The sequence below is a fragment of the Micromonospora sediminimaris genome, from assembly GCF_016863575.1.
Taxonomy (GTDB): Bacteria; Actinomycetota; Actinomycetes; order Mycobacteriales; family Micromonosporaceae; genus Micromonospora; species Micromonospora sediminimaris.
In genome coordinates this window covers 18,055-33,246 of sequence record NZ_BOPD01000042.1, presented here as the reverse complement: position 1 = coordinate 33,246, position 15,192 = coordinate 18,055, and the positions used below count along the sequence as shown (strand labels likewise).

Annotated in this window: 11 protein-coding genes and 1 pseudogene; 3 read left to right on the top strand and 9 right to left on the bottom strand. The window is 71.4% G+C overall.

Annotated features, from left to right (window positions below; genetic code table 11):
• Positions 1–21 precede the first annotated feature (21 nt).
• Both Vse01_RS26325 and Vse01_RS26320 read right to left on the bottom strand, forming a co-directional pair.
• Complete coding sequence (locus tag Vse01_RS26325) at positions 22–927, bottom strand: NUDIX hydrolase (protein WP_093404951.1); 906 nt, start codon at positions 925–927, stop codon at positions 22–24.
• Positions 928–1,085: 158 nt separating this feature from the next.
• Positions 1,086–2,033: an NUDIX hydrolase gene (locus tag Vse01_RS26320; RefSeq protein ID WP_093404949.1), complete on the bottom strand. Its 948-nt coding sequence runs from the start codon at positions 2,031–2,033 to the stop codon at positions 1,086–1,088.
• A gap of 144 nt (positions 2,034–2,177) precedes the next feature.
• On the opposite strand from Vse01_RS26320, the pseudogene Vse01_RS26315 reads away from it, so the two are divergent.
• Positions 2,178–2,498 (top strand): annotated as a pseudogene (locus tag Vse01_RS26315) (PspC domain-containing protein); the annotation flags it as partial.
• A gap of 285 nt (positions 2,499–2,783) precedes the next feature.
• Here the strand turns inward: Vse01_RS26315 and guaA are convergent.
• Both guaA and Vse01_RS26305 read right to left on the bottom strand, forming a co-directional pair.
• Positions 2,784–4,340, bottom strand: a complete 1,557-nt coding sequence (gene guaA / locus Vse01_RS26310) for a glutamine-hydrolyzing GMP synthase (protein WP_093404947.1) — start codon at positions 4,338–4,340, stop codon at positions 2,784–2,786.
• A gap of 89 nt (positions 4,341–4,429) precedes the next feature.
• A complete protein-coding gene (locus Vse01_RS26305; protein WP_093404944.1) occupies positions 4,430–6,115 on the bottom strand; it encodes an FAD-dependent oxidoreductase in 1,686 nt (561 codons plus the stop codon).
• A 230-nt stretch (positions 6,116–6,345) separates the two neighbouring features.
• Between Vse01_RS26305 and Vse01_RS26300 the strand changes: the two genes are divergently transcribed.
• Positions 6,346–7,458, top strand: coding sequence for an LCP family protein (locus tag Vse01_RS26300; protein WP_093404940.1), 1,113 nt, complete (start codon positions 6,346–6,348; stop codon positions 7,456–7,458).
• 52 nt (positions 7,459–7,510) lie between these two features.
• On the opposite strand, the gene Vse01_RS26295 is transcribed toward Vse01_RS26300, so the two are convergent.
• The 4 genes from Vse01_RS26295 to guaB form a co-directional block, all read right to left on the bottom strand.
• The gene (locus Vse01_RS26295; protein ID WP_093404937.1) at positions 7,511–8,980 is read right to left on the bottom strand and encodes a M1 family metallopeptidase; all 1,470 of its coding nucleotides are present in this window, start codon (positions 8,978–8,980) and stop codon (positions 7,511–7,513) included.
• Between the two features lie 224 nt (positions 8,981–9,204).
• Positions 9,205–10,635 (bottom strand): M1 family metallopeptidase, encoded by a 1,431-nt coding sequence (locus Vse01_RS26290; RefSeq protein WP_232511263.1) that lies wholly within the window; start codon positions 10,633–10,635, stop codon positions 9,205–9,207.
• Between the two features lie 123 nt (positions 10,636–10,758).
• Complete coding sequence (locus Vse01_RS26285) at positions 10,759–11,877, bottom strand: GuaB3 family IMP dehydrogenase-related protein (RefSeq protein ID WP_093404935.1); 1,119 nt, start codon at positions 11,875–11,877, stop codon at positions 10,759–10,761.
• A gap of 37 nt (positions 11,878–11,914) precedes the next feature.
• Positions 11,915–13,477 (bottom strand): IMP dehydrogenase, encoded by a 1,563-nt coding sequence (gene guaB / locus Vse01_RS26280; protein WP_093404933.1) that lies wholly within the window; start codon positions 13,475–13,477, stop codon positions 11,915–11,917.
• Between the two features lie 194 nt (positions 13,478–13,671).
• Here guaB and Vse01_RS26275 point away from each other — a divergent pair, with 194 nt between their 5' ends.
• On the top strand, positions 13,672–14,082 hold the full coding sequence (locus tag Vse01_RS26275) for a DUF5319 domain-containing protein (protein WP_093405456.1): 411 nt from the start codon (positions 13,672–13,674) through the stop codon (positions 14,080–14,082).
• Between the two features lie 88 nt (positions 14,083–14,170).
• Here the strand turns inward: Vse01_RS26275 and Vse01_RS26270 are convergent, their stop codons facing one another.
• A complete protein-coding gene (locus Vse01_RS26270; RefSeq protein WP_093404930.1) occupies positions 14,171–14,971 on the bottom strand; it encodes a helix-turn-helix transcriptional regulator in 801 nt (266 codons plus the stop codon).
• Between the last annotated feature and the right edge of the window lie 221 nt (positions 14,972–15,192).

Genomic DNA, 15,192 nt, shown 5'->3' with positions numbered 1-15,192 from the left:
CCCGACATGGTCACCGTGGGTTCACCTGGACGGCTCCAGGACCATCGCCGCGATCTCAGTCAACGGAAGATTCCGCAGCTCAACTGGGGTGAACCAGGCGGCACGAGCGGTGGAGCCGCCGGCCAGTTCGGTCACCGCCGGTTCGGTCGGCAGGTCGACCTCCACCCGGTAGACGACCCGGATGCCGTGCCAGTCGATGGGGTACCCCTCCGGGCCCAGGGCCGCCGGATTGTGCAGGTTGTCCACCCCGATCAGCCCGGTCACCCGGCCCAGTTGGCCGGACTCCTCGACCAGCTCCCGTAGCAACGCGGTGACGGGTTGTTCACCGTGATCGGTGCCTCCACCGGGCAGGTGCCATCGGCCCGCTCCCGGGTAACCCTCGGCGATCATGGTCAGCAACACCCGTCCGTCCGGGCCGGTGACCATCCCGTACGCCCCGAAGCGCTGCCGGCGATTGGTCCCAGGGCCGGGGAACGGCTCTCGACGGCGCAGGGCATCGGGTGGCAGCGGAACGACCGGCAGACCGAGAGCTTCGGCGGTGAACGGCAGCAGCGGCAGCTCGGCCGCCTCGTCCAGGGTCAGCCAACGGGCCAGGTCGGTGCTGCCGTCGCGCTCGGCGCACAACCGTCCACCGATCGTCGCCACGTCGAACAGCATCCGATCGGTGTGCAGGGCGACCCCGAGCTCCGGGTACGGCACCACGTCAGCGACGACCGCGCGCAGCCCGCTCACCTCGACTGTCAACCCGGTCTCCTCGGCGACCTCGCGGACCACCGCGTGCGCGGGATGTTCGGCGTGTTCCAGTCCACCGCCGGGCAGCGACCACACCCCGGGAAAGTCCGCCAACGAGGAGCCCCGCACCAGCAACACCTGCCGCTCGGCGTCCCGCAACACCCCGTACGCGCCAACCCGCCGCACCCGCTCCACAACCCCACGCCCCCGTCCACCACCGCGCCCGCGCCACCGCGTCCCGCGGAACAGCGTCGATCATGAAGCTATCGCCGTCGCCAGGCTCGTCGGAACAATAACTTCATGATCGACGCAAGCGTGCACGCGTGCATGCATGCACGGGTGGGTGGGGTGGGTCAGGTCAGCTGGGCGGCTTGGACGGCTTCGGCGGTGACCTCGGTGAGGCGGTCGGTGGGCAGGGCGCCGAGTTCCTCCCGGGCGAACCAGCGGGCCTCGCAGGTGGAGCCCCCGACGTCACCGACGGTGGGCGGGGCCGGCTGGTCCACCACCACCCGGTAGAAGGCCCGCACCCCGTGCCAGTCGATCGGGTAACCCTCCGGGCCGAGCGAGGCAGCATCCCGGTGACTGGCCACCCCGAGCAGCCCGACGAGCCGCCCGGTCTGCCCGGTCTCCTCGACCAGCTCCCGGATCAGCGCCGCGCCCGGCTGCTCGCCGTAATCGGTACCGCCCCCGGGCAGGTGCCAACAGCCGGCACCCGGGTAGCCGTCGGAAACCCGGGTCAGCAGCACCCGACCTTCCGGGTCGGTCACCACGGCGTACGCGGCGAAGCGCTGCGCCCGGTGCAGCCCGTCCGGGCCGGGCACCGCGTAGAAGGAGGGGAACTCCGGCGGCTCGTCCGGCACGATGTCCGCCGACGAGGCGGGCAGCCCGAGCGCGCGGGCGGTGAACGAGCGGAGCGGCAACCGCGCCGCCTCCTCCCGGGTGAACCAGCGGGCCAGGTCGGTGGGTCGGTCGACCCGGTCGGTGAGCGAGCCGCCCCGGACCGACACCCGGTAGACCAACCGGTCGGTGTGGATGGTGATGCCCCGCTCGGGCAGTGCCCGCATGTCGGCCAGCACGTCGTGCAGGCTGGCGACGGCCACCGACAGGCCGGTCTCGGCGGCGGTCTCACGGACGACGGTATGGTGCGGGTCCTCGCCGTGGTCGACCGCCCCGCCGGGCAGGGACCACGTGCCGGGGGTGCCGGAGCGCTCCGATGCGCGGACCAGCAGCACTCGGTCTACGGAATCAGTACAGACTGCGTATGCCGCGATCCTGCGCAGCGGCTCCAGCATGGTGGTCACGGAGCCAAATTCTCCCCGCCACCCGTTACCGACGCGGAAAAGAGTCGGATTCCTGACTGATGCCTCGCCCCTGAGACAGGGTTCAGGGTAGGGATCCGGGCGGTCACCGAGGTCGATACGCTGCGCGACGAGGACCGTGGAGACATGACTTCCACACCTCACGCTCCGTACCGGCAACTGCGTCGCCCCACCACCGACCGGATGATCGCCGGGGTGGCCAGCGGTCTCGGCCGCTACTTCCGCGTCGATCCCACCCTGGTCCGGGTGGCATTCGCCGTCGTCACCCTGGTGACCGGCGGGATCGCCGCCCTCGCGTACCCGATCATGTGGTTCCTGATGCCCGAGGAGCCGGCGGGCGCACCCGCCTGGCCGCACCCGACGCCCGGCGCGCCGCCCCAGCCGACCGCCACACCGCACCCCGCCTGGCCGTTCCCCGGGCCGACCGGCCCGGGGCCGCACGCCGGACCGCCGGCACCGACCACCTGGCCGCCGGCAGCCACCCCGGCCGCATCGACCCCGCACCCCGACGCCCCGCCCGCGCGGCCGGAACCATCGGCACCTGCCCGCAGCGGACCGGCTCGACCCGAGGACCTGCCGGCGCAGCCCGCGACCGGCTCACCGGCGGCCGACGCCGAGGCGGCGCATCCGGACACCACGCCAGAGGCCGGGGCGACGCCGGAACCGACGCCGCGACCGGCGCCTCAGCCGCCGGCCTGAGACACCGTCAGCGCACCACGACGGGGTACGGCGTCACTCCCACTCGATGGTGCCCGGGGGTTTGCTGGTGACGTCCAGCACCACCCGGTTCACCTCGGCCACCTCGTTGGTGATCCGGGTGGAGATCCGGGCGATCACGTCGTAGGGCAGCCGGGACCAGTCGGCGGTCATCGCGTCCTCGCTGGAAACCGGGCGCAGCACCACGGGATGCCCGTAGCTGCGCCCGTCACCCTGCACCCCGACGCTGCGCACGTCGGCCAGCAGCACCACCGGGAACTGCCAGACGTCCCGGTCGAGACCGGCGGCGCTGAGTTCCTGGCGGGCGATGAAGTCGGCCCGGCGGAGCACGTCGAGCCGCTCCCGGTCGACCGCCCCGATGATTCGGATGGCCAGGCCGGGGCCCGGGAACGGGTGCCGCCAGACCATCGCCTCGGGCAGCCCGAGCTGGAGGCCGAGCGTACGGACCTCGTCCTTGAACAGCGTGCGCAGCGGCTCGACCAGGGCGAACTTCAGATCCTCGGGCAGCCCGCCGACGTTGTGGTGGCTCTTGATGTTGGCGGTACCGGTGCCCCCGCCGGACTCGACCACGTCCGGGTAGAGGGTGCCCTGCACCAGGAACTCGACGTCACCGTGCGAGGCGATCTCCCGGGCGGCGGCCTCGAAGACCCGGATGAACTCCCGCCCGATGATCTTTCGCTTCTGCTCCGGGTCGGTCACCCCGGCCAGCGCGCCGAGGAACCGGTCGGCCGCGTCGACCACCTTCAGCTTGATGCCGGTCGCCGCGACGTAGTCCTTCTCCACCTGCTCGGCCTCGCCCGCCCGCAGCAGCCCGTGGTCGACGAAGACGCAGGTGAGCTGGTCGCCGACGGCCTTGTGCACAAGCGCGGCGGCGACCGCTGAGTCCACCCCGCCGCTCAGGCCGCAGATGACCTCCTTGTCGCCGACCTGATCGCGGATCCGGGCCACCTGCTCGTCGATGATGTTCTCGGCCGTCCAGGTCGGCTCGATCCCGGCGATCTCGTAGAGGAAGCGGGTCAGCATTTCCTGCCCGTACGCGGTGTGCCCCACCTCCGGGTGGAACTGCACGCCCGCCCGTCGGCCGGTGACGTCCTCGAACGCGGCGACCGGCGCACCCGCCGACTCGGCGGTCACCGTGAAGCCCTCCGGGGCCTCGGTCACGCAGTCGCCGTGGCTCATCCAGACCGGCAGGTCGGCCGGCAGGTCACGGAGCAGTACGCCGGGGTCGAGCAGGCGGGGGCGCAGCGGGGTGCCGCCGTACTCGCGGCTGCCGGTGCGTGCCACCGTGCCGCCGAGGGAGCGGGCCATCGCCTGGAACCCGTAGCAGATGCCGAAGACCGGCACGCCTGCGGTGAACAGCCCGTCGTCGACCTGCGGAGCGCCCGGCTCGTAGACGCTGGCCGGGCCACCGGAGAGGATGATCGCGGCGGGATCGCGGGCCAGCATCTCGGCCACGGGCGTGGTGTGCGGAACGATCTCGGAGTAGACCTTCGCCTCGCGTACCCGGCGGGCGATCAGCTGGGCGTACTGGGCTCCGAAGTCGACCACGAGGACAGGACGCGGCAGGCTCATAGCCGGCAATCCTACCCAGCGTGACGCCGCCTCCCCCCGCCCCCACCCCGCCCTCCCTTGCCCACCGCCCCCCCGTCGACACACCCCCGTCAGGGGTGGTGGAGGGCGGCGGGGGCGTGTGGGGGGACGGCGGGGTGGTGTGGGGCGATCGGGGCGAGGCGGCGGTAGGGGGCGTCGGGGGCGGGGCGGGGGTCGGGGTCGCCCTTGTTGGGCCAGAGGGACAGGGCGCGCTCGGCCTGGGCGGTGATGGTGAGCGACGGGTTGACGCCCAGGTTGGCCGAGACGGCAGCACCGTCGACGACGTGCAGGCCGGGGTGACCGTGCACCCGGTGGTAGGGGTCGATCACGCCGTCGGCGGCGGTGGCACCGATCACCGCACCGCCCAGGATGTGCGCGGTCACCGGGATGTCGAACGGCTCGGTCAGCGCGCCGCCCGGCGTACCGTCGATCTCCTCGGCGAGCAGCCGGACCGCCTCGTTGCCGGCCGGGATCCAAGTTGGGTTGGGGCGACCGTGGCCCGGGCCGGAGACGAGCCGGCGGCCCCGCAGCCGGAGGGTCAGCGAGTTGTCGGTCGACTGCATCACCAGGGCGATCACCGTACGCTCCGACCAGCGTCGAACGGAGAGCAGCCGGGCTGCCACCCGGGGCTGCCGGAGCAGCTGCCCGAGCCACCGGCGCAGCCGGTGCGGCCCGCCGTCGACAAGCACCGACTGGAGCAGCCCCATCGCGTTGGAGCCCCGGCCGTAGCGGACCGGCTCGATGTGGGTCTGCGGATCCGGGTGGAACGAGCTGGTGATGGCCACCCCCTCGGTGAAGTCCAACCCACGCTCCCGGGCCGGCCGACGCGGTACGGAGGCACCCAGGATCGCCTCCGAGTTGGTCCTGGTCAGCTCGCCGAGCCGGGACGAGAGGTTGGGCAGGTGCCGCTGTTCCCGCATCTCGTGCAGCAGCCGCTGGGTGCCCAGGGCACCGGCGGCGAAGACCACCTGGTCGGCGTGGATCACCTGCGATCTGCGGCGCAGCCAGGTGCCGGTGCGCTCGGCGTGCACCTGGTACCCGCCGTCGACCGGCCGTACCGAGGTCACCGTGGTCAGCGGATGTACCCGCACGCCGAGCCGTTCGGCCAACCAGAGATAGTTCTTGACAAGCGTGTTCTTCGCGCCGACGCGGCAGCCGGTCATGCAGGCGCCGCAGTGGGTGCAGCCGGTACGCTCCGGGCCGGCCCCGCCGAAGTAGGGGTCGGCGACCCGCTCCCCCGGCCGTCCGAGGTGCACGCCGACCGGGGTGGCGTGGAAGGTGTGCCCCACTCCCATCCGCTCGGCGACCTGCCGCATCGCCTGGTCCGCCCCGGTGGCGATCGGGTACGTGGTCACCCCGAGCATCCGTTTGGCCTGTTCGTAGTGGGGGGCCAGCTCGGCCCGCCAGTCGGTCAGGTGCCGCCACTGCGGGTCGTCGTAGAAGGCGTCCAGGGGCTCGTAGAGAGTGTTGGCGTACACCAGCGAACCCCCACCGACGCCGGCTCCGGAGAGCACCAGCACACCGCCGCCGGCTCGCCGGTGGGCCGCCCGGAGCAGGGTGATGCGCTGGAGGCCGAAACAACCCAGCCGCGGTGCCCAGAGGAAGCGACGCAGCCGCCACGACGTCTGCGGGAACTCGTCGTCGGCGAACCGCCGGCCCGCCTCAAGTACGCCGACCGAGTAGCCCTTCTCGGCCAGCCGTAACGCGGCGACGCTGCCGCCGAAGCCCGACCCGATGACCACCACGTCGTACCGCATGAACGCATCATTACTTGCGAGTAGCTCTCGCGCCAGGACCTGATTCCGCGCGATCATGCTCCGCACCGCGTCAGTCTCGCCCGTTCGGGACGCAACCACGAGCCCGGTTCAGCGCGTTGGACCGATATCGACCCAGGGCGGGTGTCGAAGTTCTCCGTCGAGCCGAGCGGCGTCGTAGGCGGCGTCGCAGGCGGCGTAGGGATTCGACAGACGCCCTAAGGAGGCGGGGGATGATGCTCGGAGCAGACCGGAAACGGTTGACGTGGGTGCTGGCCGGCCTGGTCACACTTGTGGTGGTCGCGGTGATCGGCGTGGTGATGGCGCGTACCGGCAGCGACGACCGACGGACACCGACCGCCGCCACCGGCGGCCCGAGCGAGTCGCCCAGCCCGAGCCCCAGCCCGAGCCCGAGCCCGCCGCCGGGTGCCGACATCACCGGTCCGCTCAACCTGCTGCTGGTCGGAGTGGACACCCGGGTGAGTGTGCCCGGCTGGGAGCCGCACGCCGACGCCGTACTCGTGCTGCACGTGCCGGCGGGGCTGTCCCAGGCGTACCTCTTCTCCCTGCCCCGCGATCTGGTGGTGGACATCCCGGCCTACAAGCCGGCCGGCTACCCGGGCGGGCGGACCAAGCTCACCCATGCGATGAGCTACGGCAGCCGGGTGCCGGGCCGCCCCAAGCGACCCGACGCCGCCCAGGGGTACGAGTTGCTGCGCCGTACGGTCAGCGACTACACGGGCCTGCGCATCGACGCGGGCGCGGTGCTCACCTTCGGCGGCTTCGACGAGTTGGTCGACAGCCTGGGTGGCGTGGACATCCGCGTCGACCAGCGGGTCGTGTCGCGGCACCGGCAACCCGACGGCAAGCACCGAAAGCCAGGCCCGGGTGTGGGCGGCTACGTCGGGCCACAGATGGTCTACGAACCCGGCGAGCGTCACCTCAACGGATGGCAGGCCCTCGACTACGCCCGCCAGCGTTACCTGCCCGGTGGTGACTACGCCCGGCAACGCCACCACCAGCAGCTGATCCGGGCGCTGATCGGGAAGATCCTCGACCAAGATCTGGCCCGGCAGCCCGAGCGGGTCGAACAGGTGGTCGCCGCGCTCGACGACGCGCTGCTCTACGTCGGCGGCCGGCGGATCGTGGACTTCGCGTACGCCCTGGGCTCGTTGTCACCGCAGGCGGTCACGCTGGTCGGGCTGCCCGGAGCGTCGGTGGGTCGGGGCAACGCCTACCGGGGCGAGGAGCTGACAGCCGTCGGCCGCCGTTTCCTCACCCAGCTGCGCGCCGGCAAAGCCGACGCCTTCCTGGCCGACAATCCGAAGCTGAAGGTGAAGAGCTGACCGGGCCCCCGCCACCGGGCGATGGAACGCCTCGCCCGGTGGCGGAAAGGTTCTAGAGACGCTTCGGCGCGGCCGGCTTCTTCTTGCCGTAGAGCCAGGCGTCGAAGAGCTTGTCCAGCTTCTCACCGGAGATCCGCTCCGCCAGCGCCACGAACTCCTCAGTGGTGCCGTTGGCGTCGCGCTTCTCCCGCGCCCAGGTCTTGAGGATCTCGAAGAACGCCTTGTCGCCGACGGACACCCGCAGGGCGTGCACTGTCATCGCGCCGCGCTGGTAGACCGACTCGCTGAACATGTTTTTCACCCCCGGCTTGCCCGGCGGCGTACGCCAGACCTCCGCCGGCACCCGCGCCATCCGGATGTCGAACGCCTCCTTCGCGGTGAACTCGTCGGTGTGCTCGGCCCACAACCATTCGGCGTACGACGACAGACCCTCGTTTAGCCAGATGTCCTGCCACCGGCTCAACGCCACGCTGTTGCCGAACCACTGGTGGGCGACCTCGTGCGCGACCACTCCGGTGTTCTCGCCCCGCCGGAAGAAGCCGGCCGAGTAGACCGACCGGCTCTGCGTCTCCAACGCGTACCGGATGCGCTCGTCCGAGACGACCACACCGCCGTACGCCTCGACCGGGTACGGGCCGAAGACGGTTTCCAGGTAGTCGGCCACCTTGAGGGTCTTGGCCATCGAGGCGTCCGCCGCGCCCTTGGACACCTTCGTGGTGACCGCGTTGAACACCGGCCGTCCCTTGTGGCTGCCCTCTTTGATCCGGAACTTTCCGATCGTCACCATGCTCAGGTAGCTGGCCATCGGCGTGTTCTCGGCCCAGCGCCAGGTGGTCCAGCCGGCGGTGCTGGTCTTGCCGCCCGGAACGCCGTTGCTGATCGCGGTCAGCCCGTCCGGGACGGTGATCTCGAACCGGTAGGTGGCCTTGTCCGACGGGTGGTCGTTGACCGGGAACCAGGTGCTTGCCGACTCGGGCTGGCCGAGTGCGATCGCGCCGTCGCTGGTGTGCAGCCAGCCACCCTCACCGACCGCCTGGTTCTTCAGTGACTTCGGCTTGCCCGCGTAGGTGATCTCGGCGGTGAAGTCCCGGCCGGACACCAGCCCGTCGGCAGGAGCGACGACCAGTTCGTTCTTCTCCTGCCGGTGTTGCGCAGGTGCACCGTCCACGGTGACCTGGCTGACCTTCAGGTGCGCCAGGTCGAGGTTGAACGACGACAGGTCGGCCGTCGCCTTCGCCTGGACCGTGGTGACGCCGCTCAACTGGTCCTTCGCCGGGTCGTAGCGGACCTTCACCGTGTAGCCGGCGACGTCGTAGCCGCCGTTGCCGTAACTCGGGAAGTACGGATCCCCGGCTCCCGCGGCACCCGGTTGGAAGTCCGGTGGCGGTGTCGCCGACTCGCTCGGCGTCGCCGTGCTCGGCTCCGCCTCCTCCGGGGCGGCCGAATCACAGCCGGTCAGCCCCAACGTCCCCACCAGCAGCAGAGCCACGCTCCGCCGAAGGTGCGTCCGCACACCTGTCATCGCTCGTTCCTCCCCGTGACACGTGACCGGCCGACGGCCGGCCCGCGCGACCGACAGTCCGATCGCAGGCCGCAGCCTACCGATCGAATGATCACTGGAAGAACGTCGTTCGGGCGGTGGCCGCGAGCCGTTCTCCGGCCGACGGCGACCGGGCGGACGAGACGCCCGTCAGGCAGGACGCGCACGGCGATGCCCAATCAGGACAGCGGGTGCGGCGGTGCCGGTCAGGGCCGGGTGGGTGCGGCGGTGCCGGTCAGCCAGGCGTCGAAGAACGGGCCCAGGTCGCGGCCGGAGACCCGTTCGGCCAGGGCGACGAAGTCGTCGGTGGTGGCGGTGCCGTCCCGGCGTTCACTTGTCCACGTCCGCAGGATCTGGAAGAAGGCGTCGTCGCCGACGGTACGCCGCAACGCGTGCACGGTGAGCGCCCCGCGCTTGTAGACGGCGGTGCTGAACATCTGGCCGGGGCCGGGGTCGAGGGTACGCCGAGACCAGTCGGTGGCCGCGTACTGGATCTCGAAGTTGCGCTGGGCGCTGCGCCCGCCGTCGTGTTCCTCCCACAGCCACTCGGCGTAGCTGGCGAAGCCCTCGTTGAGCCAGATGTCGCCCCAGCGGGCCAGCGCCACACTGTTGCCGAACCACTGGTGGGCCAGTTCGTGGGCGACCACACTGTAGTTCGGCTCGCCGCCCCGGAAGAACCCCGGCCCGTAGACCGGCCGGGACTGGGTCTCCAGCGCGTATCCGATCCGGCCGTCGGAGACCACCACACCGCCGTACGACTCGAAGGGGTACGGCCCGAAGCGGGTGGTCAGGAAGTCGGCGATCTCGCCGGTGCGGGCCAGGGAGGTCGCCGCCGGCCCGGTCGTCGGCGCTCCGTCAGGTACGGCGGTGACGATGGGCTTGCCGGCGTGCTCGCCGGTCTGCACCCGGTAGTCGCCGATCACCAGCGTGGTGAGGTAGCTCGCCATCGGCGAGCGCTCGGCCCAGCGCCAGGTGGTCCAGCCGTCGGCGCTGGTCCGCTCCCCGGGCACCCCGTTGCTGAGCGCGGCGAGCCCGTCCGGGACGGTCACCTGAAGGTCGTAGGTCGCCTTGTCCGACGGATGGTCGTTGACCGGGAACCAGGTGGCCGCCGAGTGCGGTTGGCCGAGGGCGATCGCGCCGTCGTCGGTGTGCTGGAAGCCGCCACTGCCCAGCACGCCGTCGGCGTCCGCCTCGGGCACGCCGCCGTAGCCGACCTCCACGGTGAACCGGCTACCGGAGTCGAGCCCCCGGGCCGGGGTGACCACCAGTTCGCCGTCGTCCCGCCGGTGCTCGGCCGAGGCACCGTCCACTGTCACCGAGCTGACCTCCAGCCCGGACAGGTCCAGGTTGAATCGGGACAGCGCATGGGTGGCGGTCGCGGTGATCTCGGCGCTGCCGGTGAGCCGGTCATCAGCCGGGTCGTAGCGCACCAAGAGCCGGTAGTGGGCCACGTCGTAGCCGCCGTTGCCGCTGCCCGGCACGTACGGGTCGCCGAGATCGACGCTGCCCGCCCGGAATTCGCCCGGCGTCGCCGCGTCCCGACCCGCGATGCCGCTGACCAGTACGACCGCCGCCACCACGGCCGCGACCAGCGCCGCCGCACCGGCCCCCCACCACCTGCCGCCCCTGTTGCTCACCAGCCCGAGCCTACTGCCGCCTGGTCCGTCGATCATGGAGTTGTGGCACGTGGCGAATCGGGCATCACCCAGCCAACCGGGCGCCACAACTGCATGATCGACGTCGGCGGGAGGCGGCGGGGGTCAGCGGTCCAGGACGAGGCCGACCTTCTGGAACTCCTTGAGGTCGCGGTAGCCGCACTTGGCCATGGCACGGCGCAGGCCACCGAAGAGGTTGAGCTGGCCGTCCGGTTCGTCGGCGGGGCCGAAGAGAAGACGCTCCATCGAGCCGAGGGGCTCACCGGCGGTCTCGAAGGCGCCGCGGGGCAGCGACGGGTGGCTGGCCGCCGAGTGCCACCAGGACCCGCCGGCCGGCGCCTCCTCGCACAGCGACAACGGCTCGCCCAGCATCACCGCGTCCGCGCCGCAGCCGAGGGCCTTGGCGATGTCGCCGGAGGTCCGGATGTCGCCGTCGGCGATCAGGTGCACGTACCGCCCGCCGGTCTCGTCGAGGTAGTCGCGGCGGGCTGCGGCGGCGTCAGCGATCGCGGTGGCCATCGGTACCCGGATGCCGAGCACCGACTCGGTGGTGGACCACTCGTCCCCACCGATACCGATGATCACGCCGGCTGCGCCGGTGCGCATCAGGTGCAGGGCCGTCTTGTAGTCGGTGCAGCCGCCGACGATGACCGGGAGGTCGAGGTCGGCGATGAACTCCTTGAGGTTGAGCGGCTCGTCGGTGGTCGAGACGTGCTCGGCCGAGACGATGGTGCCCTGGATGACCAGGATGTCGACGCCCGCGTCGAGGATGACCGGTGCCAGCGCCAGGGTGTGCTGCGGTGACACGCGCACCGCCACGGTGCCGCCACCGTCGCGCAGCTCACGGACCCGCTCGGTGATCAGATCCGGCCGGATCGGCTCGGCGTACACCTCCTGGAGCCGTTTGGTGGCGCGGGCGTCCTCGTCGAGACCGCCGAGTTCCTCAAGCACCTTGCTCGGGTTCTCGTAACGGGTCCACAGCCCTTCGACGTTGAGTACGCCGAGCCCGCCGAGCTGACCGAGCCGGACGGCCGAGGCCGGGCTCATCGTCGCGTCGGAGGGGTGCCCGACGCACGGGATGCCGAACTGGTACGCGTCCAGCTGCCACCCGGTGGAGACGTCGTCGACGTCCCGCGTCCGGCGGGACGGCACGATGGCGATGTCGTCCAGGTGGTAGCCGCGCTGCGCGGTCTTGCCCAGCCCGATCTCGACCACGTCACGCATGGGGCACTCCAGATGTCTTCGGGGGTGGGGGGAGGGGTCAGCGGGTGTGGTAGTTGGGGGCTTCGACGGTCATCTGGATGTCGTGCGGGTGGCTCTCCTTGAGCCCGGCCGCGGTGATCCGGATGAGCTGACCCCGCTGGTGCAGCTCGGGGATGTTCTCCGCACCCGCGTACCCCATCGCCAACCGCAGGCCGCCGACCAACTGGTGGGCCACCCGGGCCAACGGCCCACGGTACGGCACCTGACCCTCGACGCCCTCCGGGACCAACTTCTCGTCGCTTGTCACGTCCTGCTGGAAGTAGCGGTCCTTGGAGTACGACTTGGCCTGCCCACGGGACTGCATCGCGCCGAGCGAACCCATGCCGCGGTACGTCTTGAACTGCTTGCCGTTGACGAAGATCAGCTCACCGGGGCTCTCCTCGCAACCGGCCAGCAGGCTGCCGAGCATCACCGTGTCCGCACCGGCGACAAGTGCCTTGGCGATGTCGCCGGAATACTGGATGCCACCGTCACCGATGACCGGCACGCCGGCCGGACGGGCCGCCCGGGTGGCCTCCATGATCGCCGTGATCTGCGGAACACCGACGCCCGCCACGATCCGGGTGGTGCAGATCGCGCCCGGGCCGACACCTACCTTCACCCCGTCGGCGCCGGCCTCGACAAGTGCCCGCGCACCGGCGTAGGTCGCCACGTTGCCGCCGACGATGTCGACGGCGACGTCCTTCTTGAGCCGGCTGACCATCTCCAGCACCGCGCGCTGGTGACCGTGGGCGGTGTCCACGATGATGACGTCGACGCCGGCGTCGACAAGTGCCCGGGCGCGCTTGTACGCGTCCTCGCCGACACCGATGGCCGCCGCCACCCGCAGCCGCCCCGCCTCGTCCTTGGTGGCGCTCGGGTACTGCTCGCTCTTGGTGAAGTCCTTCACGGTGATCAAACCGCGCAGCTTGCCCGAGCCGTCGACGATCGGCAGTTTCTCCACCTTGTGCAGGCGCAGCAGGCCGAGCGCCTCGTCCTTGCTCACCCCGACCGGGGCGGTGACCAGCGGCGCCTTGGTCATGATCTCGCGGACCGGCACGGCCGGGTCGGAGACGAAGCGCATGTCCCGGTTGGTGACGATGCCCACCAGCTGCCCCTGGGCGTCCACCACCGGCACACCGGAGATGCGGTAGCGCCCGCAGAGCTGGTCGACCTCGCGGAGGGTGTCGTCCGGGCTCGCGGTCACCGGGTTGGTGATCATGCCCGACTCGGAGCGCTTGACCAGGTCGACCTGGAGCGCCTGGTCCTCCACCGAGAGGTTGCGGTGCAGCACGCCGATGCCACCCTGGCGGGCCATCGCGATCGCCATCCGGGCCTCGGTGACCGTGTCCATCGCGCTGGACAGCAGCGGGATGGAGAGCGAGACGTTACGGGTCAACTGAGTGATCGTGTTCACCCGGCTCGGCACCACGTCGGACTCACCCGGCTGGAGCAGCACGTCGTCGAAGGTCAGCCCCAGCGGCACCACCCGGGCCGAACCGGCGGGCAGCTCGGGCAGATGGCCACCCAACTCGCCGCCCTCGACGCCGGCGGGAAGGTCGGTACGGGGCGAATTCTCCACGATTGCTCTCCTGAGCTGCTCGAACCGGGCTTCAGCGAGGTGGCACGGGGGCACCGGCGAACGCCGGGCGAGGGTGTCAGCCTCATCGTACCCACTGAAGCTTTCTCCTCCTGAACCGCGCGGTGCCCGCCCCGGTGACGGCTCGCGCGACCGGGGGACACGCGTCAGCGGTGGCAGGGGACTACGGTGAGGGGGTGCACGACGATCCCATCGACCCGTTCACCGGCGACCCGACCGATCCGGCGGCCGACCTGGAGGCCCCCGACGACGACGCGCCGCTGGACCCACTGACCGACGTCGAGCGCCAGGACGTGCTGGAGGATCTCGCCGACCTGGAGATCTACCAGGCCCTGCTCGCGCCGATCGGCGTACGCGGGCTGGTCATCGAGTGTGAGGACTGCCGGGAACCGCACTACTTCGACTGGGACCTGCTCCGGGGAAACCTGCGGCACCTGCTCAGCTCCGGGCGCCCACGGGTGCACGAGCCGGCCTACGATCCCGACCCCGACCACTACGTCACCTGGGACTATGCGCGGGGTTACGCCGACGGCGTGCACGACACCCTCAGCGAAGGCACCGAGGACGAGCCCGGCTCGGGCCGCTGACCCGTCACCGGAAGCGCAGCTACCGCTCGGCTCGACCGGCCGGGCCGGTCCGGCCGGCGGAATCGGCCGGACCGAGCCGGCCGGGTTGCTACGCGACCAGACCGGCCCGGAATCCGGCGGCCACGGCGTGCGCCCGATCGCGGGCACCGAGCTTGCGGAACAGCCGGCGGGCGTGGGTCTTCACGGTGTCCTCGGAGACGAACAGTTCCCGGCCGATCTCGGCGTTGCTCTTGCCCTCGGCCATGCCGAGCAGCACCTGTAGCTCCCGCTCGGTGAGGCCGATCGCGGACCTGTCGGTTCTGGGTGGCGACGTGGGCTTGCCCGGTTCGGGCTCGGCACCCGGTTCGGCGGGGTCGTCGCCACGCTGCACCGGCACCACCGCCGGGCCGCCCGCCGCGTCCGTGCCCGGCCAGGCGGTGGGCGCCTCGCCGCCGGTACGACCACCGGGGGCCGGCCGGGCCGGGCTGCCGACCGCCGCGGCGTCCCGGGCCGGATCAGCGATCCGGTGCCGGTTGGTCCGACCGGGCGCGGCCAGCAGCAGCAGCGCCTTGGCGACGGCGCTGGTCAGATCCTGGTCGACCCCCTGGATCAGCCCGCGGGCCCCGGCACCGATGGTCGCCGCCGCCGCCTCGGACTCCTCGGCGCCGAGCAGCAGGACAGCGGCCTGCGGAGCACGGGCCAGCACCCGGCGGACGAAGCCGACGCTGTCGGGGCGGGTGAGCGCGGTGTCGGCGAGCACCACATCGGCCGGACGTTCGGCCAACCGCAACATCACCTCGGGGTCGGAGACCGCCGTCCGGACGGCACCCGACAATCCCAACCGCGCTGCCGCGGAGGTCAGGTGCTGCGCCGCGAGCGGCGTTCGAACGCACACGAGAACGGTACGCACAGGCATCTCCTCTCCGCTGACGAGCAGACCATGACCAGCCCCGGTCGGGAGGAGGTTCCGGGCAATCCTCCCAACTTTTCCGACAGATAGGGCATATGCCGCAATCTGCCAGATGTTTTGGATCAAAGACGTGTGAGGCGAGAGGCGCCCGGGTAGGGAGTGGCCAGGCCGGGAACGGTGCGCCTGCGCGGCCCGCCGCCCGGACAACCGGCCACAAGCTG

Bases quoted from the DNA above. Each gene is read 5' to 3' on its own strand.
- Vse01_RS26300 (WP_093404940.1), top strand. From the start codon at position 6,346: ATGATGCTCGGAGCAGACCGGAAACGGTTGACGTGGGTGCTGGCCGGC.
- guaA (WP_093404947.1), bottom strand. From the start codon at position 4,340: ATGAGCCTGCCGCGTCCTGTCCTCGTGGTCGACTTCGGAGCCCAGTAC.
- Vse01_RS26305 (WP_093404944.1), bottom strand. From the start codon at position 6,115: ATGCGGTACGACGTGGTGGTCATCGGGTCGGGCTTCGGCGGCAGCGTC.
- Vse01_RS26295 (WP_093404937.1), bottom strand. From the start codon at position 8,980: ATGACAGGTGTGCGGACGCACCTTCGGCGGAGCGTGGCTCTGCTGCTG.
- Vse01_RS26285 (WP_093404935.1), bottom strand. From the start codon at position 11,877: ATGCGTGACGTGGTCGAGATCGGGCTGGGCAAGACCGCGCAGCGCGGC.